General features: G+C 39.2%; 24 protein-coding genes. 13 read left to right on the plus strand and 11 right to left on the minus strand.

Features of this window, described 5'->3' with window-relative positions; genetic code table 11:
* Nucleotides 1–16: 16 nt before the first annotated feature.
* Together ACS604_RS10440 and ACS604_RS10445 are read right to left on the minus strand one after the other, a co-directional pair.
* On the minus strand, nt 17–466 hold the full coding sequence (locus ACS604_RS10440) for a hypothetical protein (protein WP_004794821.1): 450 nt from the start codon (nt 464–466) through the stop codon (nt 17–19).
* A gap of 148 nt (nt 467–614) precedes the next feature.
* Entirely contained in the window at nt 615–992 is a 378-nt protein-coding gene (locus ACS604_RS10445) for a winged helix-turn-helix transcriptional regulator (protein ID WP_107880690.1), read from the minus strand.
* A gap of 99 nt (nt 993–1091) precedes the next feature.
* On the opposite strand from ACS604_RS10445, the gene ACS604_RS10450 reads away from it, so the two are divergent.
* A complete protein-coding gene (locus ACS604_RS10450) occupies nt 1092–2102 on the plus strand; it encodes a zinc-binding alcohol dehydrogenase family protein (RefSeq protein ID WP_474771684.1) in 1011 nt (336 codons plus the stop codon).
* A gap of 54 nt (nt 2103–2156) precedes the next feature.
* Here ACS604_RS10450 and ACS604_RS10455 read toward each other — a convergent pair whose 3' ends face one another.
* Nucleotides 2157–2402, minus strand: coding sequence for a SlyX family protein (locus tag ACS604_RS10455; protein WP_004794826.1), 246 nt, complete (start codon nt 2400–2402; stop codon nt 2157–2159).
* A 32-nt stretch (nt 2403–2434) separates the two neighbouring features.
* Here ACS604_RS10455 and ACS604_RS10460 point away from each other — a divergent pair, with 32 nt between their 5' ends.
* The 4 genes from ACS604_RS10460 to ACS604_RS10475 all read left to right on the plus strand — a co-directional run bounded on the left by ACS604_RS10460 (nt 2435) and on the right by ACS604_RS10475 (nt 7618).
* On the plus strand, nt 2435–4345 hold the full coding sequence (locus ACS604_RS10460; protein WP_174727444.1) for an ATP-binding cassette domain-containing protein: 1911 nt from the start codon (nt 2435–2437) through the stop codon (nt 4343–4345).
* A 223-nt stretch (nt 4346–4568) separates the two neighbouring features.
* Nucleotides 4569–5201, plus strand: a complete 633-nt coding sequence (locus ACS604_RS10465) for a LysE family translocator (protein ID WP_474771687.1) — start codon at nt 4569–4571, stop codon at nt 5199–5201.
* Nucleotides 5202–5317: 116 nt separating this feature from the next.
* The gene (locus ACS604_RS10470; protein ID WP_174758233.1) at nt 5318–6253 is read left to right on the plus strand and encodes an LpxL/LpxP family acyltransferase; all 936 of its coding nucleotides are present in this window, start codon (nt 5318–5320) and stop codon (nt 6251–6253) included.
* Nucleotides 6254–6517: 264 nt separating this feature from the next.
* Nucleotides 6518–7618 carry a glycosyltransferase family 4 protein gene (locus tag ACS604_RS10475; protein WP_474771689.1) on the plus strand — a complete coding sequence of 367 codons (1101 nt, stop codon included), beginning with the start codon at nt 6518–6520 and terminating at the stop codon, nt 7616–7618.
* Nucleotides 7619–7675: 57 nt separating this feature from the next.
* Here the strand turns inward: ACS604_RS10475 and gltP are convergent, their stop codons facing one another.
* Together gltP and ACS604_RS10485 are read right to left on the minus strand one after the other, a co-directional pair.
* On the minus strand, nt 7676–8962 hold the full coding sequence (gltP, locus tag ACS604_RS10480) for a glutamate/aspartate:proton symporter GltP (protein ID WP_004794835.1): 1287 nt from the start codon (nt 8960–8962) through the stop codon (nt 7676–7678).
* Between the two features lie 698 nt (nt 8963–9660).
* Complete coding sequence (locus ACS604_RS10485) at nt 9661–10770, minus strand: endonuclease/exonuclease/phosphatase family protein (RefSeq protein ID WP_474771692.1); 1110 nt, start codon at nt 10768–10770, stop codon at nt 9661–9663.
* A gap of 186 nt (nt 10771–10956) precedes the next feature.
* On the opposite strand from ACS604_RS10485, the gene asd reads away from it, so the two are divergent.
* From asd to truA, 5 genes are all read left to right on the plus strand, one after another.
* A complete protein-coding gene (gene asd, locus ACS604_RS10490; protein WP_174759015.1) occupies nt 10957–12075 on the plus strand; it encodes an aspartate-semialdehyde dehydrogenase in 1119 nt (372 codons plus the stop codon).
* A gap of 148 nt (nt 12076–12223) precedes the next feature.
* Nucleotides 12224–13573 (plus strand): type IV pilus assembly protein FimV, encoded by a 1350-nt coding sequence (locus ACS604_RS10495; RefSeq protein ID WP_474771693.1) that lies wholly within the window; start codon nt 12224–12226, stop codon nt 13571–13573.
* A 59-nt stretch (nt 13574–13632) separates the two neighbouring features.
* The gene (locus ACS604_RS10500; protein ID WP_474771695.1) at nt 13633–14925 is read left to right on the plus strand and encodes a hypothetical protein; all 1293 of its coding nucleotides are present in this window, start codon (nt 13633–13635) and stop codon (nt 14923–14925) included.
* Nucleotides 14926–14980: 55 nt separating this feature from the next.
* Nucleotides 14981–15952 carry an asparaginase gene (locus ACS604_RS10505; protein ID WP_440203081.1) on the plus strand — a complete coding sequence of 324 codons (972 nt, stop codon included), beginning with the start codon at nt 14981–14983 and terminating at the stop codon, nt 15950–15952.
* Nucleotides 15953–15966: 14 nt separating this feature from the next.
* Nucleotides 15967–16764 carry a tRNA pseudouridine(38-40) synthase TruA gene (gene truA / locus ACS604_RS10510; RefSeq protein ID WP_004794850.1) on the plus strand — a complete coding sequence of 266 codons (798 nt, stop codon included), beginning with the start codon at nt 15967–15969 and terminating at the stop codon, nt 16762–16764.
* 292 nt (nt 16765–17056) lie between these two features.
* Here truA and ACS604_RS10515 read toward each other — a convergent pair whose 3' ends face one another.
* A complete protein-coding gene (locus tag ACS604_RS10515; protein ID WP_004794851.1) occupies nt 17057–18067 on the minus strand; it encodes an AraC family transcriptional regulator in 1011 nt (336 codons plus the stop codon).
* 263 nt (nt 18068–18330) lie between these two features.
* Between ACS604_RS10515 and infA the strand changes: the two genes are divergently transcribed.
* Nucleotides 18331–18552 (plus strand): translation initiation factor IF-1, encoded by a 222-nt coding sequence (infA, locus tag ACS604_RS10520; protein ID WP_001284370.1) that lies wholly within the window; start codon nt 18331–18333, stop codon nt 18550–18552.
* Nucleotides 18553–18603: 51 nt separating this feature from the next.
* On the opposite strand, the gene ACS604_RS10525 is transcribed toward infA, so the two are convergent.
* Nucleotides 18604–18975 (minus strand): lysozyme inhibitor LprI family protein, encoded by a 372-nt coding sequence (locus ACS604_RS10525; RefSeq protein ID WP_004794852.1) that lies wholly within the window; start codon nt 18973–18975, stop codon nt 18604–18606.
* Nucleotides 18976–19149: 174 nt separating this feature from the next.
* Here ACS604_RS10525 and ACS604_RS10530 point away from each other — a divergent pair, with 174 nt between their 5' ends.
* Nucleotides 19150–19557: a hypothetical protein gene (locus ACS604_RS10530; protein WP_004794854.1), complete on the plus strand. Its 408-nt coding sequence runs from the start codon at nt 19150–19152 to the stop codon at nt 19555–19557.
* A gap of 51 nt (nt 19558–19608) precedes the next feature.
* Here the strand turns inward: ACS604_RS10530 and leuB are convergent, their stop codons facing one another.
* From leuB to leuC, 4 genes are all read right to left on the minus strand, one after another.
* Nucleotides 19609–20688, minus strand: a complete 1080-nt coding sequence (leuB, locus tag ACS604_RS10535; RefSeq protein WP_151964032.1) for a 3-isopropylmalate dehydrogenase — start codon at nt 20686–20688, stop codon at nt 19609–19611.
* A 37-nt stretch (nt 20689–20725) separates the two neighbouring features.
* Nucleotides 20726–21310: a hypothetical protein gene (locus ACS604_RS10540; protein WP_004794858.1), complete on the minus strand. Its 585-nt coding sequence runs from the start codon at nt 21308–21310 to the stop codon at nt 20726–20728.
* Between the two features lie 112 nt (nt 21311–21422).
* On the minus strand, nt 21423–22070 hold the full coding sequence (leuD, locus tag ACS604_RS10545) for a 3-isopropylmalate dehydratase small subunit (protein ID WP_474771705.1): 648 nt from the start codon (nt 22068–22070) through the stop codon (nt 21423–21425).
* Between the two features lie 18 nt (nt 22071–22088).
* Nucleotides 22089–23507, minus strand: a complete 1419-nt coding sequence (gene leuC, locus ACS604_RS10550; RefSeq protein WP_474771707.1) for a 3-isopropylmalate dehydratase large subunit — start codon at nt 23505–23507, stop codon at nt 22089–22091.
* A gap of 237 nt (nt 23508–23744) precedes the next feature.
* Here leuC and ACS604_RS10555 point away from each other — a divergent pair, with 237 nt between their 5' ends.
* A complete protein-coding gene (locus ACS604_RS10555; protein WP_171500743.1) occupies nt 23745–23999 on the plus strand; it encodes a DUF2061 domain-containing protein in 255 nt (84 codons plus the stop codon).
* Nucleotides 24000–24009 lie beyond the last annotated feature (10 nt).

Below are 24009 nucleotides of genomic sequence, written 5' to 3' on the forward strand. Positions count from 1 at the left end.
CCAATAAATTTAAAAATCAGGCTTTAGCCAAGGTCAACAGATAAGCCTTCATCTCATCTAATTGTGTTGCTCTTAGGTCTGATTCCTCATCCCAATAAAGCCCTACACAGTTTGCCTGCATATCAATAGCATAAATCCCTTTTAATGCAATGGGAGAATCATTAAATTTCTCATCGCCCTGAACCACTTTTAACTTGCCGTCTATAACACGAGCACGCATTAAAGATAAACGGGCATCAGGAATCAATACACTATAATAAGCAACCATGCTGGCACGTTTTTCAGTAGCCATTGGAACATGTGTCCATTCAGGTGCAACAATTACACGTGGATGTAACCCTATTTTTCGGGCTTTATCACGCATAATACCAAGTGCCTTTTCACGTGGGCTCACTCTTAAACCAAAAATGGAGCCTAGTACGAAAAGAACAATGATAACGGTAACCCAAATTCCCATATTGTCCATAGCAAAACCTATTAATCTCTTTTATTAGAGTTGCATAAGCTGACCAGAAAACGCAAGTTACATCAGAAAAATAATGCCCGATAAGATCGCAAGCCCCCAAATATCGGTATTTCACGGTGCAAATTGCAATGTTGTCACTCAAATATAGTTAAGAGTTCTGACCATCATTAACAAGTGTCAATTTTCCAAATCGGTCGATATGGGCATCCCCCCACAGTTTTAAAGCAAATAGAATTTGCTCAAGACTTTGCCCTAATTCGGTCAGGCAATATTCCACTTTAGGTGGGACCTGAGGGTAAACTTCCCGATGAATAATTCCGTCTTGCTCTAACTCACGTAACTGATTTGTCAGCATTCTTTGCGTAATGCTCGGAACACGCTTTCGAATTTCATTAAACCGTAAGGTGCCTTCATTAAATAAATGCCAAAGAATGACGCATTTCCACTTTCCGTCAATCAAACTAATGGCCGCTTCCACTGAACAACCCGGAGAGCAATCAAAACTTGAATGTCGTAGTTTTGCCATTTTACAGTATCCTTTTTGACACTATGAGCGTTATTTGTCTGTAGTCACTAAATTTAAGCTTACGTTATGATCAAACTCTCAACAAGAGGAATTATTATTATGAAAGCTGTGGCATATCAAAAAGCAGGTCCCATTACGTCACCAGAAGCACTCGTTAATATTGAACTCGATACTCCCGTTGCAGAAGGTCATGATTTACTTGTTCGTGTTCAGGCGATTTCAGTTAATCCGGTTGATACAAAAATTCGCAACAATGTAAGCCCAGAAAATAATCAGTGGAAAACTCTGGGTTGGGATGCAGTAGGCATCGTTGAAGCGATTGGAGACCAAGTCTCGCAATTTAAAGTCGGAGATGCAGTCTGGTATGCAGGCGCACTCAATCGCCAAGGTAGTAATAGTGAATTGCAGTTGGTTGATGAACGTATTGTGGGTCATAAACCAAAAACTTTAGAAGCAACTGAAGCAGCTGCTCTTCCTTTAACTGCTATCACGGCATGGGAAATGCTATTTGATCGGTTACAAGTACCTAAAGTTACCCCAGAAAATACATCAATATTAGTAATTGGCGGAGCTGGTGGAGTAGGTTCAATCACAATTCAGCTACTCAAGCAGTTGACTAACCTAACAATTATTGCGACAGCTTCACGAGCAGAAACTAAAGAATGGGTTAAGCAACTTGGTGCTGACTATGTATTAGATCATCGAGAGCCTTTAGCAGCCCAAATCAAGCACTTAGGTTTAGATGCACCTTTATATGTATTCTCAACCACTCAAACAGATCAGCATCTCTCAGATATCGTAGAGTTGATTGCGCCACAAGGCCATTTTGGCTTAATTGATGATCCGGCACAGTTAGATATTAAACCTTTTAAATCGAAGTCAGTATCGGTGCATTGGGAGTTTATGTTTACACGTTCTATGTTCCAGACTGAAGATATGCAAAAACAAAGTGAACTATTAAATGAGGTCAGCAAACTAGTTGACGAAGGAAAAATCAAAACGACCGTAACCGAGGTTATAAGTCCAATTAATGCTGAAAATTTAAAACGAGTTCATCAGCAAATAGAAAGCGGCACAACAAAAGGGAAAATCGTATTACATGGTTTTTAAATAAAATTGAAGATATTCCCTAATAAAATGGCAAGTATTGAACTTGCCATTTTATTAATAGTGAGGAGGTTTATTCGTTAATGGATCAAAAGCGGCAATGCCTTCTGATAAATCCGATGATTCCACACGTTGATAGAGAAATTGCATTTGTTTTTTTAAATCAGCTATTTCTAGAGTCTGAATAGCGAGTTGTTGATTTAATTCTTCAACTAAATCATCCAAAAATGTAATTCGCACTTGCAAATCTTCAATGGGTGCGGACAATGACGCTTGATCATCATGATATGGTGGTTTAGTCATTTAAATCCTCATTTGAGATTCTGGAAAACATTATGGCCTATATTACCCTAAGGGATGTCCAACTTGCTTTTGGCGGACCTGCCCTACTCGATGGCGCGAACTTTAATCTAGAACGTGGCGAACGAGTCTGTTTAATTGGGCGTAATGGTGAAGGTAAGTCTACTTTACTTAAACTGATCGAGGGAAGCCTATTACCAGATTCTGGTGAAGTTTCCATTCAAAATGGTCTAACTGTTTCAATGTTAGCCCAAGACGTTCCAATGGACTCTGGCAAAGTAGCGGACATTGTGGCAGATGGTGCAGGAGAAGCTTCTGAAGTACTCAGAGCTTATCATGAAGCGACCGACGCTTGCATGTTAGGAGATATGGAAGCCTGTGATCGCATGGGTAACCTTCAGCATAAGCTAGACCAACTAGATGGTTGGGCATTAGAAAATAAGGTAAATGCTCTTTTAAGTAAAATGGGGCTTGATCCAAATGCAGACTTAGCGGACCTGTCAGGTGGACGTAAACGCCGTGTTTTATTGGCTCGTGCTCTTTTAACACAACCAGATGTATTACTTCTAGACGAACCAACGAACCATTTAGATGTTGAAAGTATTGAATGGTTAGAAAAGTTTTTACTGGATCAAAATAATTTAACGCTTCTATTTATTTCGCATGACCGTTCTTTTGTAGATAGTATTGCAACTCGAATTGTGGAACTCGACCGCGGTATTCTACGAGGTTATGAAGGCAATTATTCTCGCTATTTAGAGCTAAAAGCTCAGCAAATGGAAGCAGAAGAAAAACAGAATGCTTTATTTGATAAAAAGTTAGCTGAAGAAGAGGCTTGGATTCGCCAAGGTATTAAAGCACGTCGTACCCGTAATGAAGGCCGTGTTCGTGCTTTAAAAGCTTTACGTGAAGAATCGAAAGCACGTCGCTCACAACAAGGCAAAGTGAGTATGGCAACTCAAGACGCAAATCGTTCAGGTAAATTAGTATTTGATATTGAACATTTAAGCGTTGCTTACGACGATAATTTACTGATCAAAGATTTCTCTACTCTTGTTATGCGTGGCGATCGTATTGGTTTGGTAGGTGATAACGGCGTTGGTAAAACGACGTTGATTAAAGCCATTTTAGGTGAAATCGAACATGGCGGTTCAGTTAAAACAGGTACGCAGTTAGAAGTTGCCTATTTTGACCAATTACGTAATGCCTTAGACCTTGAAAAAACGGTAATGGCAAACGTTTCAGAAGGCTCTGACTTTGTTGATGTGAATGGCAACCGTCGCCATATTTACAGCTACCTTCAAGACTTCTTATTTTCACCTGAACGTGCTCGTACTCCGGTAAAAGCACTTTCTGGTGGTGAACGAAATCGAATCTTACTCGCTAAATTGCTACTCAAACCGTCAAATCTGATTGTAATGGATGAGCCAACCAATGACTTGGATATGGTGACTCTTGAGCTTCTAGAAGAAATGCTGTCTGATTACAAAGGCACATTGCTACTCATTAGCCATGACCGTGCATTTATGGATAACGTCGTAACATCTACGTGGGTATTTGATGGTAAAGGCAATATTGCAGAGTACATCGGTGGCTACCAAGACTATTTGCAGCAACGTCCAGATGATAAAGTAGTCGATCAGAAATCTGATGTTAAAAAAGCTCAGGCAAAAGCTGAAGCGGAAAAAGCTGCTGCCCAAAGTACCATTAAAAAGGTCAAACTGAGTTATAAAGATCAGCGTGAACTTGAACAATTACCCGCTGAAATTGAAAACTTAGAAAAGGAACAAGCGGAACTTTCTGAGAAACTTGCAGATGGTTCATGGTTTGTTAAAGATGCTGATGCAGCAACAAAAGCAAGCCAGCGTCTTGCAGAAATTGACGAGTTATTACTTGAAAAATTGGAACGTTGGGACGTGCTTGAACAAATGAGCAAAGGAAACTAATTAGTTTTACTTTCCTAAAAAGAACTTTAAAAAAGAGCCTTCTTAAATTAAGCAGGCTCTTTTTTTATATTGTGAATATAAGCTTTTAAAAACTTAAAGCTTATAAATCACATTCCTATAATGGATTATATCTTCGCTATTTTTAGTATTTTTAAATAGCCTTGAGCTTGAATATAAGAATTATGTTATATCTAACAGCATAATAATATTGGAGTGTTTTAGCATGCTGGAGCTTTCTCAAATTTTGGCATTTGGACTAATTTGTTTAGCGATGGTCCTCACTCCTGGTCCGAATATGATTTACCTTATTTCCCGTTCAATTTGCCAAGGGAAAACCGCTGGATTTATCTCTTTAGGTGGTGTAGCGGTAGGCTTTATCTTTTATATGCTTTGCGCTTCTTTCGGGATTACAGCATTAATTGTAGCCGTTCCTTACGCTTACGACACTATTCGCATTGCTGGTGCAATTTATTTACTCTGGCTTGCATGGAAAGCCCTACGTCCAAATGCCGCTCCGATTTTTAATGTAAAAGATTTATCAGTAGATTCCCCTGCTAAACTCTTTTTAATGGGTTTCGCGACCAATCTGCTTAATCCTAAAATTGCGATTATGTATTTATCTTTACTGCCACAGTTTATTCACCCACAACAAGACAGTATTTTGTGGCAATCAATTCAACTCGGTACGATTCAAATTTTTGTCAGCGTTTCAGTAAATGCGCTTATTGTACTTTCTGCGGGTAGCATTGCCCTTTTTCTACAACAAAAACCTCTTTGGGCAAATATACAACGCTGGCTCATGGGAACAGTATTAGCAGGACTCGCTGTTAAAATTCTTTTAGAAAATCGCCGATAACTCAACCTTCTTATTGCATCCCTTCTTAACACTCAATTGAACAGTGTATTACGACGATAATTTCAGTTCGTGATACACTTTTGCCTGTTTTAACTTTTTGAACTCTTTATATCGTTATGAGCCAAAAGCAGCCTTATACGCCCGGTGAATTTCAATGGTCCTTTTTATTGCCTAAATATTGGGGTGTTTGGATTGCTATTGTCTTTTTAATGCTTTTGGCTATTTTACCTTGGGCCATACAATGGCGTCTGGCGCATGGCGTCGCTCATCTGGCTTGGAAATATCTAAAATCACGCCGTAAAACCACTATTCGCAATTTAGAAGTCTGCTTTCCAGAATGGTCTGCCGATAAGGTTCAACAACAAGCTCAACAAGTTTTCGTCGATATGATGCTTGGGGTATTTGAAACCTTAAATGCATGGTACAGCCCACGCTGGTTTAAAAACCGAGTCACGATTGAAGGTTTAGAGCACATTACCAATGCCCAAGCTCAGGGCAAAGGTGTTTTATTACTGGGTACTCACAGCACGCTTCTTGATGCAGGCGGCTATGTTTGTGCGCAATATTTTGAACCCGATGTTGTCTATCGACCTCAAAATAACCCATTGCTCGATATGCTCATTTATCGTTGCCGTGGCACGATTTATAAAGCACAAATCGACCATGATGATATGCGTGGTTTAATTCGTCATCTTAAAGATGGTGATGCAATTTGGTATAGCCCCGACCAAGACTTTGGACTTAAACAAGGTGTTATGGCACCGTTTTTTGGCGTACCTGCTGCCACAGTAACTGCACACCGCCGCTTATTAAAAATCTCAAAAGCAGTCGCCGTGCCTTTATACTTCTATCGCCATGGGGATATTAAGAACCCGAAATATCATGTTCTGATTGAACCTGCGGTTGACAATATGCCAAGTGAAGATGAAGTTGATGATGCAACACGCATCAATAAAATTATTGAAAATCAACTTCGCATCGCACCGACTCAATATATGTGGTTCCACCGTCGATTTAAGACACGTCCTGAGGGATATGAAGAAATCTATTAAATAAAGCTGTAATGATTTTAAATTGATCATAGGCACAGCCTCAATTTAAAGTGAAATTCAAATACTTTCGAATAGGCAGGCCTTACTTTTTAGGGATAAAAAGTAAGCAAAAATCCTTTGTTCCGCTGATGTTACTTCCTTGTAACACAGCGAAACAGCGACATCTTTGTCGCTATCACGATAGTAAATTCCGGATAATGATTTAGTTTGAAATGATGTATCTGTGGATGGTCCATCTTTTATGAATGTATAAGGCAAAAAACAATGAAAGTGATGCAACTTCTCCCAGAACTCAACAGCGGCGGCGTAGAACGCGGCACACTCGAAATTGCACGCGCACTTATTGCCCAAGGCCATCAGTCTTTAGTTGTATCTAACGGCGGGCGTTTGGTCTCACAGCTCGAAGCTGAAGGTTCTACTCATTTAACACTGCCAATTCATAAAAAGTCACTGTCAAGCTTGTGGCAAATCCGCCCATTACGTCAGCTGATTGAACAGCATCAACCCGATATTGTTCATGTACGCTCTCGTGTACCTGCATGGCTCACTCATTTTGCTTTAAGAAAAATACCTGTGAACAAACGCCCTCACCTCATTAGCACGGTGCATGGCTTTTATTCAGTCAATCGTTATAGTGCGATTATGACGCAAGCTGAAAAAGTTATAGCGGTTTCTGACAGCGTGGTTAAATACATCACTGACCATTATCAAAACTGTCCTCCCCAAGATATTGTTCGGATTTATCGAGGAATTGACCCAGCTGCGTTTCCACATAATTATCAGCCATCAGCACAATGGTTTAATCAAGTTTTTAATGACTTTCCTGAACTCGAAAATAAGTTTTTACTTTGCTTACCTGGCCGTATTACACGTTTAAAAGGTCATGAAAGCTTAATTGAATTGATGCAAAAACTAGGTGAACAATATCCTCAGCTACATGCTGTGGTTGTGGGTGGTGCCGATGCAAAAAAACAAGCTTATTTAAGTGAGTTGCAAAATAGTATTCAAAGCAAAGGTCTCGCAGATAAAATTACCTTCGTAGGACATCGCTCAGATATTCGCGAATGGCTCGCTTTTAGCGATATTGTACTCTCTCTATCCAATCAAGCAGAAACATTTGGTAGAACAGCATTAGAAGCGCTTTCAGTCGGTACGCCAGTCATTGGCTGGAACCGTGGAGGCGTAGCCGAGATTTTATCGAATGTATATACACAAGGTCTTGTTGAAGTAGGAAATGAAAAGGCTTTACTGGAAACAGTTAGACAGCATATTGAACAGCCTCAAATCGTTGCCCCTGTTACCATGTTTAGCTTGCAAGACATGTGTGATCAGACACTGGCTCTATATGAATCTGTACTGAAATAACTCCATAAAAAACCCGCGATCAACGCGGGTTTTTATTACAACAATAAAAATTCAGCTTTATTTAAGCGATGCTTCATAAGCTGCTGCTTTTTCATAGTCGTATTGTTTTTCCCATTTACTAATCACAAGTACTGCAAGTGCATTACCTACAACGTTCAACGCGGTACGTGCCATATCCATGATACGGTCAACACCAGCAATAAATGCCAAGCCTTCTACAGGTATACCAACACTACCTAATGTTGCTAATAGCACAACAAACGATACGCCAGGAACACCCGCAATACCTTTAGAAGTAATCATTAAAGTTACAACTAAAATGACCTGTTGGCTAATTGACATTTCAATACCGTAAAGCTGCGCAATAAAGATTGCCGCGATACTCTGGTAAAGCGTAGAACCATCAAGGTTAAATGAATAACCAGTTGGGATTACAAAACTAGAAATTGCTTTAGGCGCGCCATAAGCTTCCATCTTTTGCATAATACGCGGTAAAACTGTTTCAGAGCTTGCAGTTGAATATGCCAAAATTAATTCGTCTTTCAAAATCTTAAACAAAGTAAAGATGTTGATGCTGAACATTTTTGCAGTTAAACCAAGTACCACCAAAGCAAAGAATAAGATCGCGCCATATACCAACACGACTAACTTGCCTAAAGGGATAAGCGAAGCGAAACCGAAGTTTGCAACAGTTACTGCAATCAAACCAAATACACCCACTGGCGCATATTTCATGATGATGTGTGTTACACGGAACATTGTTTCCGATACAGCATGAAATACGTTTAATAATGGATCTTTAGTTGTTGCTGGTAATGAAGACAAACCAATACCAAATAACACAGCAAAGAAAATCACAGGTAACATTTCGCCATGCGCCATCGAACTAATAATGTTCGTTGGGATAAGCGATAATATTGTCTGCATGATGCCATGAGACTGTGACTGAACTTCTTCAGTTGTATGCTTATATTGAGAAATATCAGTTTGAACCAGTTGAGACATATCAATGCCTGAACCTGGATGGAAGATATTCGCTGCAACTAAACCCACCAAAATAGCAATAGTGGTAATAATTTCAAAATAGAGAATGGTTTTAAAACCAAGTCGACCTAAACTTTTCGTACTGCCAACACCTGCAATACCTAAAATTAAGGTAGAGAAAACGATTGGAATAACAATCATTTTAATCAGGCTAATGAAGATCTTACCAAGTGGCGTAAGAACATTAGTTACAATACTGTCTTTGATTTCAGGCTGATTATGTAAAACAGCCCCGACAACTATCCCTAGGATTAAAGCAATTAAAATTTGCCAAGCAAGGCTAAATTTAAAATTCTTCATAAGACAATCCTTATGCACCGCAAAGTATCAAATATGAGAGGGAGAAGACCACTAACTAAGAGTGAAACCTCAATATGTACAGTAATTTCCAAACAGAAATTTAAATGCACAAACAAATCACAACTCGCCGATCTGACGAGATAAACAACAATGCCTGTTGACGATCCAACATGTCAACGATCGGCACATTCTATTGAGATTTGTTAATTAAACAAGTCCAATTTATATCTAAATAGATTAACGCTCATATTTGCTCATCAATAACCTATAAAAACAAAAACTTAATGAAAAAAAAATTTGTATCTCTTTTCACTGAAAATTGCTCAAATATAGATGAGAACGTATGGGCGCTTAGCTATAATTAGATAGGTTTTAAAATTAAAACTAGCTTAAAAATATTTCTTTTTTACGATAAATTAAATAAGGTATGTATAAAATATTAACCCGAGTTCTGCGTCCTGCAAAACTCGGGTAAATGAGGTTGTGCTTTCAGGTTAATCGTTATTTTTATCGTTTCCGTTCCAACATCTAATCCGTGATGCTATTTCCATATCAGCTTTGTGTATCCTTACGTGGGATCGTCCATTCCCGTTTCCGTGTGCCGATGAATGTAGAATAAGGTTTTTATCCCCCCCTGCCTATTCGCCCTAGACTCAAATCTTTGTACGATATTGCTTACATCAATTTTTATATTCTTTTTATTTATAAGGCTGTGCAATTTTATCAGTCACCATTTTTTCTTCTTTTTCAGCCTTCGCAATCCCTTCTTGTATGGCGCTTTGAGCCTCTTCTTCATCAGTTTGAGTTTGTTCTAATTTCTCTTGAATATGTTCAAATATTCGGCCAGTCTGCAAAACAACATATACAGGAAAATGATCAGATCCAATATGTGGTAAACGCTGCATTTTGACTAAACCAAAATCGGTACTATGAAAAATATGATCTAAAGACCAACGCAGCAATGGGTAATCTGCATGAAACGTATTAATGAAATGTCGCCCAACTCGAGGGTCAAGTAACCCACTAATCCGCTGGAACAACCGCGTAGTACGTGACCACGCTACATCGTTTAAATCTCCCATCACAATACAGCTTTCATCTAAGTCTTTAATCTGGTCGCCAACAATTAAAAGCTCTGCATCACGTAAAGTTGAATCTTTTGCCTCAGTTGGACTCGGTGGCTTCGGATGCAAACAATAGAGTTGAACTGGCATACCAGATCGTAAAGTCACAGTAGTATGAATAGAGGGAATTTCATCACTTAAAATAAATTTAACTTCAGTATTCGATAGAGGTAATCGACTATATAAATGCATGCCGTATAAATTATCTAAAGGCACGGGAACACGATAAGGATAATCTTCTTCAATTTCTTTTAAAGCATTTTCCCAAGTCTTATCACTTTCCAATGTAAGTAACAAATCTGGTTTTAATGTCCTGATCTGTTCAAGCAATAAATGATATTTATCATTTGGGGTTAGAACATTCGATACAATTAAGGAAATTTGCTTTTGCTGATCTAACTGGGATGATTTGACCTGTTTAACCTGCTTTTTCCAGAGCAAGGTATAAGGCAAAACCATTTTTAGTTGGTAGGCGATGGCCGCCATAAGCACAGCAAGCACTATTTCACGCCATAGAGTCCATTCAGTCGGCCAAAACAGCATACCAACAAAGGCTAATAGACCAACAAATAGAATCTGCAAACGAGGAAAATCGGCGCCACGAAACCACCACTCATCACGAGGAATAAGTGACCAGAAACTTAACCAAATCACCAGACCAGCTAAAACTTCGATATAAATCATTGAATTTTCTCTTTTAAGATGATTTGGTTTTTAATATTTTGTCATCTTTATCAATTTTGTATGTAACATAAACAAGATATTCTACTCAATAAACATGGTGTTTTGTTTCTGTAACGCTTGCAGTTGTGGACACTTTTGATACACTCAACTCCCCCTATTAATTTTAACGCACCGAGGCAAAATGACATGAAAGTAGGTCTGGTCGGTTGGCGCGGGATGGTCGGTTCCGTCCTTATGCAACGTATGGTTGAAGAGAATGATTTTGCTCATATTGAGCCATTTTATTTCTCTACCAGTAATGCAGGTGGTGAAGCTCCTTCATTTGGTGGTAAGACTGCCCCAGCACTTATGGAAGCTAAAGACATTAATAGTCTGAAGCAAATGGATGTCATTATTACCTGTCAAGGTGGTGACTATACGTCTGAAGTTTTCCCACAGTTAAAAGCGACTGGTTGGGATGGCTACTGGATTGATGCAGCCTCTACTTTACGTATGTCAGATGATGCGATCATCGTTCTTGACCCAGTAAACCTTAACGTTATTAAAGACGGCTTGGTTAACGGCACCAAAACTTTCGTAGGTGGTAACTGTACAGTATCGCTTATGTTGATGGGTGTGGGTTCACTTTTCCAAAACAATTTGGTGGAGTGGATGACTGCTATGACTTATCAAGCAGCATCAGGCGCTGGCGCACAAAACATGCGTGAGCTCATTACTGGTATGGGCTACTTATATAACAATACCAAAACGTTGTTAGATGACCCTAAATCTGCAATTTTGGATATTGATCGTCAAGTTGCTGAGTTACAACGTGGTGAAGGTTTCCCATCTGCTAACTTTGGCGTGCCATTAGCTGGATCGTTGATTCCTTATATTGATAAACAGCTCGAAAGCGGTCAGTCAAAAGAAGAGTGGAAAGGTCAGGTTGAAACCAACAAGATCTTGGGCAATTCACAAATTGTTCCGATCGATGGCCACTGTGTCCGTATTGGCGCGATGCGTTGTCACTCTCAAGCACTGACAATCAAGTTGAAAAAAGATGTTCCACTTGATGAAATCGAAGATATGATTCGTACATCAAACCAATGGGCGAAAGTTGTACCAAACACTCGTGAAGCGTCTATGACTGACCTTACACCTGTGGCTGTAACTGGTACATTAACTGTACCAGTTGGCCGTTTGCGCAAACTTAATATGGGTAAAGAATATTTAGGCGCATTCACAGTAGGTGATCAGTTACTTTGGGGTGCTGCTGAACCTTTACGTCGCATGTTACGTATCTTAGTAGAGTACAAGAGCTCATAATTTGGTCTGAATTATTCAGTCAAAACGAAAAGCCGATCACATTAGATCGGCTTTTTCGTAACTGGTTTGTAAAAATTTTACAATTTATTTACATTTCATTATTGTATAATTTTGAACGACTTTACGACTTATTAGGTCATGGATTGAGATGACTGTTTATAACAAATTAAAAATTGCCATTTTCACCATTATGTCTTCGCCTTCTCTTTATGCGATTACATTAGACCCTATACAAATTCAGTCTGCGCCCGGGGATTTGTTATATGCAGAAATGAATTTCCAACAAGCTGACCCCAACTCTACCTTACAAGTGAGTTTAGCGACTCCTGAAGATTTAAGTGCTTTGGGTGTAACTCATCAGCCTCCGGGAAATCTTAATTTTTATACACGCCAAAATGGTCAAGGTTCTGGGGTTATTGTGATTACCTCATCCCGACCTGTTAATGATCCTGAGCTCAATATTGTTGTAAAAATCAGTGAAGGTTCTGCAACGCGTTTACAGCATATTAAAACTGTAATTAAACCTTCTCTGATAAAAAAGTCTGAAAATAACGAAAGTACTTTATCTCCTCAATTTGTTGTTAATGAGAAGGATATTGCTTTAAATCTGCCAGAAAGCACCCAATATGCTTCATCAACTTCCATCCCAACGACGACAAACTCTAATAGTGAACAAAATCTTAATATCAGCTCTGGCACTGCCCCTACGGTAAATACAAATTCATCTGCGCCAATTAGTGAAAACTCTTCGGCTCAGACAGCTCAACAAGTTGTGACAAGCACTGCGCACGATCAGGCACAAACCCAACCTACTATCACTAAGTCAAATGCCCATACTTCGCCAAAAGCAATAGTTAAAAGTTTAGCAGGACAAAAGAAATCGCTTCCATCAAAAAAGCTCAGTCAAAATACTGCGAAGAAACAAACCTTAAACCCACCTAAAGCACCAGTAACTTCAGGTAAATATGTAGTACAACAGAATGAGTCTTTATGGAGCATTGCTAATCGTATTGCAGCGAAAACCAAACAGCCTGTTGCAAAAGTCATGCGTGATATCCAACAACAAAACCAGCATGCTTTTATTCAAGGTGATGTAAACCGTTTACGTCAGGGAATTTCTCTAAAACTTACCCACACGCCTGTCACTAAAACTCAGCAAAATAAATCAAAAACAGAAATAACCCATACTGCAAAATCATCTTCTGGCCAAGCTAAATACCGATTGCAACAAGCAGAAATGAGCATCGTGGCTGAAAACAGTCAAAATTCTACACATGGAAGTGCTAAAAAGAGCACACAACAAAGTCAAAACAATACTGAGTTAGCAGTAAAAGTTATGACAAAAAGAGAAAAAACCGTTACATTACAAAGAAATGTAACCAAACTAAATCAAACTTTACGTTTAAAAGACCAACGTATTCAACTTTTAAATGCACGTTTGGCAGAGTTACAACAGCAGTTAAAAGTACAGCAACAAACTCACAAGCAAAAACATTAAGTTAAAACCAGAGTTAGCTCGCTTTATATTGCAGATATTTATTTTTTAAGGGGAAAGTAATGTTATATGTGATTCCGTTCATCATATTACTCGTGGTCGCTGTTATTTTAAAAAAGCGCGAGAATAGCCAGAAACAAGAGGCCACTTCCCCTAAAACGGTAAACAAAAAAACTAATAAAAAAGTGAGCTCTAAATCGAGTAAAAGCTCGCGTGAAAAAAGCAAAGTAAATGTAGTAGAAGACACTCTTCCACCTATTCCACAAAGTACTCCTGTTCCAGAAGCTGTACGTCAAACAATTCAGCAGCTCATTCAAGAAAAGCAATATTCAGCTGCTGAAGCTCAAGTCAACCAGGCGTTAAAAAAAGACAATACTCAGCATGCGCTTTATTTATTATTACTTGAAGTTCATATTGCACAAAAAGATGAGTTTGCTATAACACAACTAATTAGCCATATTCGTAGTTTGGCACTGAATGAAATAGCGACTCAAGCAGAAACTAGACAAAAAGAATATGAGTCATCAAGACAACCTGATGCTATCGATTTTCCTCAAGCTCAAACATACCAAGAACCAAAAAATACACCAGACACTACAGCTCAGTTTGACCAGTTAACAACAAGTTCTTCTGAAGCTTCTTTTGATGATTTGCAGAAAGACTATACACATTTAAAACAAGAACCTGCTGTTGAAGTTGCACCTTTAGAATTTAACTTTTCATTCGAAAAAACTGCTGCTACAGAAAATACCAGCCAACCAGAACATGAACCAGAAGTATCAACATCTCAGCAAGTACCGGAAGTATCGTCATCTCAAGAAACAAATGAGCTAGCTGATTTAGAATTTTCTTTTGACTTGGCACCTCTGCATGAAACTGAGGAAAAAACTCAAGCACTAGAGGTAAAAGCAGATCAAGAGAATAGCGTCAATGCTTTAGATTTTAACCTTGACTTAAATCCTTCAAGTTCAGAGACAAAATGTCTTGAACAAGCTCCATCACTAGATGAACTTACACTCGTAGAACAAGCGCCATTAGAAGCAACTTCAATCGCGCCTCTTGAGTTTTCGTTAGATGAGCCAGCGTTAGTTACAACACCAGAGATTGAAAATCAAAACCATATAGATGTAGTCAATGAAGAGGCGACTCCAACTCAAATAGAGGATCCACTTCTAGACGCATTTCCAGAATTAAAACAGTTAGATGAAAATGAGCTCGACTTACAACTTGCAGAACAGTACATCAAGTTAGGTGCTTACCCAGCAGCACATGCCTTGTTGGCAAGTAATGAGCAAAAATTCAACACAGAGCAACAACAACGCGCGAAAAATCTACTAAATCGCATAGCTTCTTAAAGCCGATCGTTTTACCATAAGCAGTCAAAGATGACTGCTTTTGTGCCTGAAAAAGATGAAAAAAATTGCCTTATTTTATATGGGTGGTACTTTTGGCTGTGTAGGTGAACCTTTAGCGCCTATGCCATATGACCAATTCTTGCCTCAACTTGAAAAAGTTATACCACCCCACTTAACAGTTGACTGTTTTGCTGCCCCAAATATTGTAGATAGCAGCGCTTGTACAGCGCCTGATTGGCTACGTCTTATTCAACGTATACAACAGCTCCAACTCGAAGGTTATCAACACTTCGTCGTTATTCATGGTACAGATACTCTTAGTTATGCTGCTGCAACCTTAGCTCGCTTTTTAGGCCAAAGCTGTCATATTGTGATTACTGGTAGCCAATACCCGTTACTCAATGTTCAAGGTGATAATACTCGTGAATTTACTGATGCAATTGAGAACTTATATCTTGCATTAGAACAAGTGATTGCCCTACCTGTAGGTGCGTATCTTGCATTCCATCATCAAGTATTCCATGCACAAACTGCATTAAAAACGCATACGACTGAACTCGATGCATTTTCAGGTTTAAGTAGTGAAGTTGAGTTTACACCTCAGCAAAATGAATTGATCGTACAAGATGCTCAAATTGAAAAAGCGGCTTCATTCCAAATTTTAAACTGGATGATGCAACCGATTGCAACACAGCACTTAGTGCAGCAGTTAAAAAACTTACTACCAGCCCCACCTCAATTTTTAGTATTACAAGGTTTTGGTACGGGAAACATAGCAGTTAATCAAGAGTTACTAGCAACCTTAGATGAACTGTATGCTCATGGTTGTGTTCCAATTCTTACAACTCAGGTGACGTTTGGTGGTATTGATCAACGTTATGCGATTAGTGCTTGGGCCAAAACAGCAAAAATTGTCATTAGTGATGCACATAGTCACGCAGATCTCTATGCAAAAGCACTTCAAATCTATTTAAAATACTCAACCCCAGAACAATGGTTCAGCCATTGGAACGAAAATTTGCATTAAATAGAGGTAAAGCCATGCAACGTTATGCAGTCGGTATTGAATTTAGCGGAGTTCAATATCGAGGTTGGCAAACACAACAGCCAGGCGTTGCCAGCGTACAAGAAACTATTGAACGTGTGCTTAGCAAAGTCGCAAATGAACCTATAGCACTCCATGGTGCTGGTCGTACCGATGCAGGAGTACATGCGACAAATATGGTGGCACACTTCGACACTCATGCCATTCGTCCAGAGACGGGGTGGTTAAGAGGGGCAAATAGCCAGCTGCCTAAAGATATTTCCATTCAGTGGATTAAGCTGATGGATGAAAGTTTTCATGCCCGTTTTAAAGCGACTGCTCGACGTTACCGCTACATTATATATAACACGCCTCATCGCCCTGCACTCCTGCATAAACAGGTTACTCACGTTTACCAAAAGTTAGATGTGAAAAAGATGATTGAAGCGGCAAGTAAATTTGAAGGCACTCATAACTTTGAAAGCTTCCGTGCAGCAGCGTGCCAATCAAATCAGCCTGTTCGACATGTAAAACATTGCCGTTTATTTGAACACGGGCGCTATTTGGTTTTAGATATTGAAGCAGATGGTTTTTTACACCATATGGTTCGCAACATTGTTGGATGCTTACTCGAAATTGGTCAAGGTATGTATGAAATTGATCATATCGATACAATGTTTGCTGCACAGGATCGTAAGGCAGCAGGTGTAACAGCCCCACCCGACGGTCTTTATTTTATTCAGTGTAATTATCCGGAGCAGTTTGATCTGCCACAGCCACCGCTTGGACCACATTGGCTAAACTTACCAGAGTAAGACACTGAATCTCAGCATCCAAATTAAGCACTAAATAAGATACTCGACAAAGTCATGCGCAACCTGAACAAGGTTAAAGTGTACTTTAACCGCAGTGCAAGACAAACGAAGTGCGTAGTTCGATAAATTTTTAATCTTGTGACATGGTAAGAATTATTACTCTTTACCGTGTCACAAGCTTTTGCTCTTGCAGAGCTTACGCTCTTCATCCCGAAAGAAAAGTAACTCTAGCTGAAGACCAATCCAGCTATGAAAGCCTCAATGGCACGACTCCGTCATGACATAGAATAAATTAACGATGCTGTTTACGTTTCCGATATTCAACTGGTGTCTCATTTGTCCAACGCTTAAATGCGCGGTAGAACGTACTCGGTTCAGAGAAACCAGTTAAATACACAATACGCTCAACACTCTCGCTGGTATTTGCTAAAAGTTTTTTAGCTAATCGACAACGATAATCTGACAAGATTTGCTGAAAACTAGTATTGGCTTCGCTTAGCTGAGTACGTAAGCGACGTGGAGTAATATTCAACTGAGCTGCAACCGTTTCTAAGGTTGTTTCTCCACTTTCCAACGTTGAACCAATTGCGCGACGAACTTCACCCACTAAATCATAACGAGCCAATTCCTGTAATTTTTCAATTGCGAGCTGCTCATGCAACTGCAATAACTCAGGCTCTGCTTGCCAAAGCTGAAAATCTAGAATAGCTGGATCAAAATATAAACGTGTCTCTTTCTGACCTAAACTGACTGGGCAGCCATACACTCGAAAATATTCATCCTCCGAGGCACCTTCACTAAAATTAAAATCGATGAAGATAGGATGAAATTGTCCTTCGGTAATAAACTTAAAAAATCTAAGGATGCCCGAAATTGCACATTCAGAGAAGTGACGATTGACAAGATTATCAGCACCAATTTGTTCACCATTGGTTAAATAACAACGCCCTTCCTCAACGACTAGTTTTGCATCAAAAGCATCACTAATAAGTCGCTGATAAGCCAAGGCCCGTTTTAGACCTTCACCAAAAGTTTCACTACTAATAAATAGATGTTCAATGACCTGACCACGGTACAAAGGCAAATGTTCGCCTAAATGCAGACCGATGTCTGGATCTTTACTGACTTCCTGAGCGGCAGTCCAAAAGGCGTACTGTGCACTTAACGGTGTACGTGCATTTGTATCAACCTGATTTAAAGCAACTCCCGCTTTGGTTAATATTTCTTCTGTTGGCAAACCCGCACGACGAATCGCTTGATAGCCAAAGCGTAATACAACTGATGCATCTGTTAGCTGACCCACGCAGTGCCCTTCCATGTAGATACTTCATTGATATTTAGGGCTGTTGACCTTTACGCAATTAACAGTCCCTAATAACTATGATTTTAGATTAGCGTTGATTGACCAAACTGACAACAGAATTACTCTTCTTTTGTGAAAAAAATTACATCTTTTTTTATTAGTCATACTTTAACCAGATGCTTTAGCAAAAGGATGTCTATCTTGTTTTTTTTAAATAAATTGACTATAATTTGCGCCTTTCCAATTTGATCATCAGGTAGGCTATGGCCAATAAAGAGGAACTCATTGAGTTCGAAGGCGTTGTCACCGAAACGCTTCCTAATACGATGTTCCGTGTACGTCTTGAAAACGGTCACGAAGTTATTGCACACATTTCTGGTAAAATGCGTAAACACTATATTCGTATTCTTACTGGCGACAGTGTAAAAGTCGAAATGACTCCATATGACCTCACTAAAGGTCGTATTACGTACCGTGCTCGCTAATTAGTGAATGCAAAAAAGCCACTTTATGATGTGGCTTTTTTATTGCGTTGTTTATTCACTTAAGCGACTGGTTTTACATCCTACCGTTTGGCATTCACGCAGTCTTTCTTGCAGCCAATGGTTTCTTTCTTGCGTTGTCTGCAAACGACATTGCACGTCTACGCTATTCCTATTTGAATCTGTACAATCTGCATCACGTTGACGTATCCACGCGAGCTGAGATTTTTTAAGAATATTTTTTTGCGCCGTATTTAATTTTACGCGCAATGCTTGATAGTTCTTATTCAGATCCGCATCAGCACTCGCATAAATTTTATTTGTACAGTAAATATCATCGTAAGTATTTCGGGCACTATCACAGTTATCTGCATAGACCGCCGTCATTCCAAAGCTGCATAAAAAAGCAAAAACTATTTTTCTCATACTTTTCTTCCTTAAGTTTTCTATGAAATTATTATTAAAACGATTTGTATGTAATGATAAATCGCAAGACAAATTCACCTTCTATTTATCATAATCTTCCTTTTTTACTTTACAAGTATTCAAATCCAACCTATTGTTCTTTAATAATAAATATAATTTTTTATTGAGATAAAAATGAATACAGCTACCCGATGCCAAATTGGCCTACTTTGTTTAATCATAATGAATGTAAGCGGTTGTACTAGCCATCCACGCCAATCTATAGATTTACAAGAATATTTAAAGGGCTTTCTAGGCAAATCTTCTGCAACTATTCGACAAGATATCAATCTACGAAGTCTTGGTTTTCAAGTCGCAAATACTCCACAGAAAACATCCAATCAACTCATCTATACGATTTTACGTCCATTAAACATTCCAATCCCGATGGTGACTAATGTCGACATGAGAGGTAATTCTGTCGCTATACAATCAGGTAATCTGGGTGGCAATTCTTACGATTTAAATTTCAACTGCAAAGTTATTTTTCAGCTGAAGAATGATATTGCCGAGTCTATTCAATATGAAGGTAAAGCCTGCTAAAACATAGGCACAAAAAACGCAGCGTTGAGCTGCGTTTTTTATAAGAAGCTTTTAAGCAAGAGCAGCGACAACTGCCTCACCCATTTCAGCTGTACCAACTTTTGTCATGCCTTCAGACATAATATCTGCTGTACGCAAGCCTTGATCAAGTACTTGTCCTACCGCATCTTCAATTGCTTTAGCAGCAGCTTCTTCACGGAAGGTATAACGAAGCATCATTGCAACAGAAAGAATCGTTGCTAATGGGTTTGCCACATTTTGACCTGCGATGTCAGGCGCCGAACCATGACAAGGTTCATACATACCTTTGCCATTTTCATCTAACGATGCAGATGGCAACATACCGATTGAACCTGTAAGCATTGCCGCTTCGTCAGATAAGATATCGCCAAATAAGTTACCCGTTACGATCACGTCAAACTGTTTAGGCGCACGTACAAGTTGCATTGCAGCATTGTCGACATACATATGTGAAAGCTGAATGTTTGAATAACTTGCTTGCTGCAAATCAGTAACTGTTTGCTTCCAAAGTTCTGTAACTTCTAAAACGTTGGCTTTATCCACCGAACAAACTTTACCGCCACGTAAACCTGCAAGTTCAAAAGCAACTTTTGCAATGCGCTTAATTTCGCTTTCCGAATAAACGTCTGTGTTATAGCCTTGTTTTTCACCATTTTCGAGTTCACGAATACCACGTGGCTGACCGAAATAGATACCGCCAGTTAATTCACGAACAATTAAAATATCTAAGCCAGCAACAATTTCAGGTTTTAAGCTAGAAGCGTCTGCTAATTGCGGATATAAAATAGCTGGGCGCAAATTAGCGAACAAGTTGAGTTCACTACGAATCTTTAAAAGACCACGTTCAGGACGAATAGAGCGCTCAATGGTGTCCCATTTTGGTCCGCCTACCGCACCTAATAAGATTGCATCAGCTTTTTTTGCTTGTTCACTCGTTACAGCTGGATACGGTTCACCATGCGCATCAATTGCTGCACCGCCTAGTAAACCATGTTCCCAAGTTAACGATAAATTAAATTTTTCATTTACTGTATTTAATACTTTTTCTGCCGCCCCAACAATTTCAGGACCAATACCATCACCAGCTAAAATTAAAATCTGTTTAGACATGAACTTTTTCCATTTTCAAAGACGAGCAGCGTTATAACTACCGCGGGGTTAGTTTTTTCTGTTCGACAAATTCACCTAGCCCTGTTGTCACATTAAATGGTCGACAGAAACGGCGAATAACACGCTCATCTTGTTCCAAGTCAACACATAAAGGATCTGGTACAGAAACATTCAGCAAACTACCCGAACGGTTGGTTTTGTCTCGGTACATTTTAAATGTATAGCGATGGTTGGCATTAAACTGGTGAATAACATGGATTGTTTCGGCCCGATCTGGAGAAATCGGATAGAAACGGATCACCACTTCATATTGTTTAGCGGGTACAGATAAATATAAACTGTTGGTTTGACCAAGCACTGAACCGTGCAATCTTACAATTCCTTGATGAATTGCCTGATTACTAATTCGTCGTGTTTGCGCATCCACTACAGTAATATCATTTAGTCGTTCAAATTCACAACTCTTCGCACCCGAACAATATATTGCTGCATTCTGCCCCAAATTTTCTTGTTCAGCCTGCTTAATACGGACAGTATCCACTACATTGTACGTGCTCTGACAAGCACTGAGTGTTATTGCGCACAGGCTCAACAAAAAGCTATGAGTAACGTTCCTCTTCATTGTTCAAGCCCAATCCTCATCTAGTGCATAATTTTAAGGTGTTTTTATGCTTTAGCATGTTAGCAAGAGTTTGAACGCTACGCCATGGCTATGTTTAAAATGCACCAAAAGGTTAATTTAACTCTTGGAATACCCAAGGACGAACTTGTTTAGTTTTTTCTTCATAAGCACGAATTGCGTCGGAATTTTGAAGAGTTAAACCAATATCATCCAAGCCATTTAACAAGCAATGCTTGCGAAATGGATCAACTTCGAATTTAAAAGCTTCACCTGTTGGCGTACGTACTTCTTGAGCTGCTAAATCAATTGTTAATTGATATCCGTCATTGGCAGCGCATTCTTTAAATAACTGATCAACAATTTCTTCTGACAAAATGACAGGTAACATGCCATTTTTGAAACAGTTATTAAAGAAAATATCAGCAAAGCTTGGGGCAATAACAGTACGGAAACCATATTCATTTAATGCCCAAGGCGCATGCTCACGGCTTGAACCACAACCAAAGTTAGTTCGAGCAATCAAAACAGTTGCTCCTTGATAACGTGGTTGGTTCAAAACGAAATCCGGATTTTTGGGACGCACTGAATTGTCTTGTCCCGGATAACCTTCATCTAAATAACGAAGTTCATCAAATAAGTTATCGCCAAAACCAGTACGTTTGATTGATTTCAAAAACTGTTTTGGAATAATTAAATCTGTATCAACATTGGCACGATCTAATGGTGCAACGATACCTTGTTCAACTGTATAAGCTTTCATGGTTTGCTCCAGACCGAATTAAAATGAACGAACATCAACAAAGTGACCAGCGATTGCAGCCGCCGCCGCCATTGCAGGACTCACCAAATGAGTACGACCACCATTGCCTTGACGACCTTCAAAGTTACGGTTAGACGTTGACGCACAGTGTTCACCCGGTTGTAATTTATCTGCATTCATTGCTAAACACATTGAACAACCCGGTTCACGCCATTCAAAACCAGCTTCCAAGAAGATTTTATCCAAGCCTTCTTTTTCTGCCTGTTGTTTCACTAAACCAGACCCCGGAACAATCATGGCTTGCTTAATGGTAGATGCCACTTTACGGCCCTTAACCACCTCAGCTGCAGCACGAATATCTTCAATACGAGAATTCGTACAAGAACCGATAAAGACACGATCAAGTTGAATATCAGCTAATGCTTGTCCTGCATTTAAACCCATATATTGATAAGCACGTGTCCAGTCATTACGCTGAACATCATCTTTCGCTTGTTCTAAAGTTGGTACAGCTTCAGTGACCGGAATAACCATCTCAGGTGAAGTTCCCCAAGACACTTGTGGCTCGATCTCTGCACCATTTAATTCAACGACTGCATCAAACACTGCATCTTCATCTGAATGCAAAGTGTCCCAGTAAGCAACAGCTTGTTCCCATTGCTCACCTTTTGGTGCGTAGCTACGGCCTTTCACGTATTCAACTGTTTTGTCATCAACTGCAACCATACCAACACGAGCACCAGCTTCAATCGCCATGTTACATACCGTCATACGCCCTTCAATTGACATATCACGGAAAACCTGGCCACCAAACTCAATTGCATAGCCTGTACCACCAGCAGTACCAATTTTAGCAATGATTGCCAACACAACATCTTTTGGTGTTACACCTTTGCCTAATACACCATCCACACGTACTAACATGTTTTTAGATTTTTTCTGGATCAAACATTGTGTTGCTAACACATGTTCAACTTCAGATGTTCCAATACCATGCGCCAAGCAACCGAAAGCACCGTGAGTAGCGGTATGTGAATCACCACATACGACTGTCATGCCCGGCAAAGTTAAGCCCTGTTCAGGTCCAACGACATGCACAATACCTTGACGGATATCATTAATGCTGAATTCAACAATATTAAAGGCTTTACAGTTGTCATCTAAGGTTTGAACTTGAATACGAGATGTATCATCTTCAATACCGGCAATACCTTGGTCACGTTCTTTTTTAGATGTTGGAACGTTGTGGTCCGGTGTCGCAACGTTTGCACTTAAACGCCATGGTTGACGACCCGCAAGTTGCAAACCTTCAAATGCTTGTGGACTAGTCACTTCATGCAATAAATGACGGTCAATATAAAGTAAACATGAGCCATCATCACGCTGTGAAACAACGTGGTCATCCCACAATTTGTCATATAAAGTTTTGCCTGCCATGTCGTCTTGCTCCATTGGACTGGGTAATTCTAATCTTTCTTCGATTATAGCCAGAGTTTCACATAAATCTAATTTATCATTTTTATAAATTAGAAAACTTTTTGGAATTAATTATAATCCTTTTGAGATACATCATATTTAATAAATCGTTTTTGTTAATGATTATCATTTGCATAATCATTTTTTAATCTTATACTCTACTCTCTATACTAAAAATATCTAAAGTGGCTAAAGAGAATGATCATGGCTAATATCCAAAAATTCGTTATAAATAATCAACGTACCTTAAAGAAAACCTTCAGCTATTACATTATGCATATTAGTGTAGCAATGATAGTTGCATACTTTGTAACAGGTAATATCTGGATGGCTTTAACCTTAAGTATGCTTGAACCAACTGTACAAGCATTTGCTTTTTTCTTTCATGAAAAAGTTTGGGCAGCTAAAGATCGTCGCGTATCAGCCTTAGTCGAAAAAGAAACAACGGCTTAGGCTAAGATTA

It is taken from the genome of Acinetobacter sp. Li1LvA2 (assembly GCF_056156705.1).

Excerpts from the sequence above, each read along its gene's own strand:
- ACS604_RS10440 (WP_004794821.1), bottom strand. The coding sequence starts at position 466 with ATGGACAATATGGGAATTTGGGTTACCGTTATCATTGTTCTTTTCGTA.
- ACS604_RS10445 (WP_107880690.1), bottom strand. The coding sequence starts at position 992 with ATGGCAAAACTACGACATTCAAGTTTTGATTGCTCTCCGGGTTGTTCA.
- ACS604_RS10450 (WP_474771684.1), top strand. The coding sequence starts at position 1,092 with ATGAAAGCTGTGGCATATCAAAAAGCAGGTCCCATTACGTCACCAGAA.
- ACS604_RS10455 (WP_004794826.1), bottom strand. The coding sequence starts at position 2,402 with ATGACTAAACCACCATATCATGATGATCAAGCGTCATTGTCCGCACCC.
- ACS604_RS10460 (WP_174727444.1), top strand. The coding sequence starts at position 2,435 with ATGGCCTATATTACCCTAAGGGATGTCCAACTTGCTTTTGGCGGACCT.
- ACS604_RS10465 (WP_474771687.1), top strand. The coding sequence starts at position 4,569 with ATGCTGGAGCTTTCTCAAATTTTGGCATTTGGACTAATTTGTTTAGCG.
- ACS604_RS10470 (WP_174758233.1), top strand. The coding sequence starts at position 5,318 with ATGAGCCAAAAGCAGCCTTATACGCCCGGTGAATTTCAATGGTCCTTT.
- ACS604_RS10475 (WP_474771689.1), top strand. The coding sequence starts at position 6,518 with ATGAAAGTGATGCAACTTCTCCCAGAACTCAACAGCGGCGGCGTAGAA.
- gltP (WP_004794835.1), bottom strand. The coding sequence starts at position 8,962 with ATGAAGAATTTTAAATTTAGCCTTGCTTGGCAAATTTTAATTGCTTTA.
- ACS604_RS10485 (WP_474771692.1), bottom strand. The coding sequence starts at position 10,770 with ATGATTTATATCGAAGTTTTAGCTGGTCTGGTGATTTGGTTAAGTTTC.
- asd (WP_174759015.1), top strand. The coding sequence starts at position 10,957 with ATGAAAGTAGGTCTGGTCGGTTGGCGCGGGATGGTCGGTTCCGTCCTT.
- ACS604_RS10495 (WP_474771693.1), top strand. The coding sequence starts at position 12,224 with ATGACTGTTTATAACAAATTAAAAATTGCCATTTTCACCATTATGTCT.
- ACS604_RS10500 (WP_474771695.1), top strand. The coding sequence starts at position 13,633 with ATGTTATATGTGATTCCGTTCATCATATTACTCGTGGTCGCTGTTATT.
- ACS604_RS10505 (WP_440203081.1), top strand. The coding sequence starts at position 14,981 with ATGAAAAAAATTGCCTTATTTTATATGGGTGGTACTTTTGGCTGTGTA.
- truA (WP_004794850.1), top strand. The coding sequence starts at position 15,967 with ATGCAACGTTATGCAGTCGGTATTGAATTTAGCGGAGTTCAATATCGA.
- infA (WP_001284370.1), top strand. The coding sequence starts at position 18,331 with ATGGCCAATAAAGAGGAACTCATTGAGTTCGAAGGCGTTGTCACCGAA.
- ACS604_RS10525 (WP_004794852.1), bottom strand. The coding sequence starts at position 18,975 with ATGAGAAAAATAGTTTTTGCTTTTTTATGCAGCTTTGGAATGACGGCG.
- ACS604_RS10530 (WP_004794854.1), top strand. The coding sequence starts at position 19,150 with ATGAATACAGCTACCCGATGCCAAATTGGCCTACTTTGTTTAATCATA.
- leuB (WP_151964032.1), bottom strand. The coding sequence starts at position 20,688 with ATGTCTAAACAGATTTTAATTTTAGCTGGTGATGGTATTGGTCCTGAA.
- ACS604_RS10540 (WP_004794858.1), bottom strand. The coding sequence starts at position 21,310 with ATGAAGAGGAACGTTACTCATAGCTTTTTGTTGAGCCTGTGCGCAATA.
- leuD (WP_474771705.1), bottom strand. The coding sequence starts at position 22,070 with ATGAAAGCTTATACAGTTGAACAAGGTATCGTTGCACCATTAGATCGT.
- leuC (WP_474771707.1), bottom strand. The coding sequence starts at position 23,507 with ATGGCAGGCAAAACTTTATATGACAAATTGTGGGATGACCACGTTGTT.
- ACS604_RS10555 (WP_171500743.1), top strand. The coding sequence starts at position 23,745 with ATGATCATGGCTAATATCCAAAAATTCGTTATAAATAATCAACGTACC.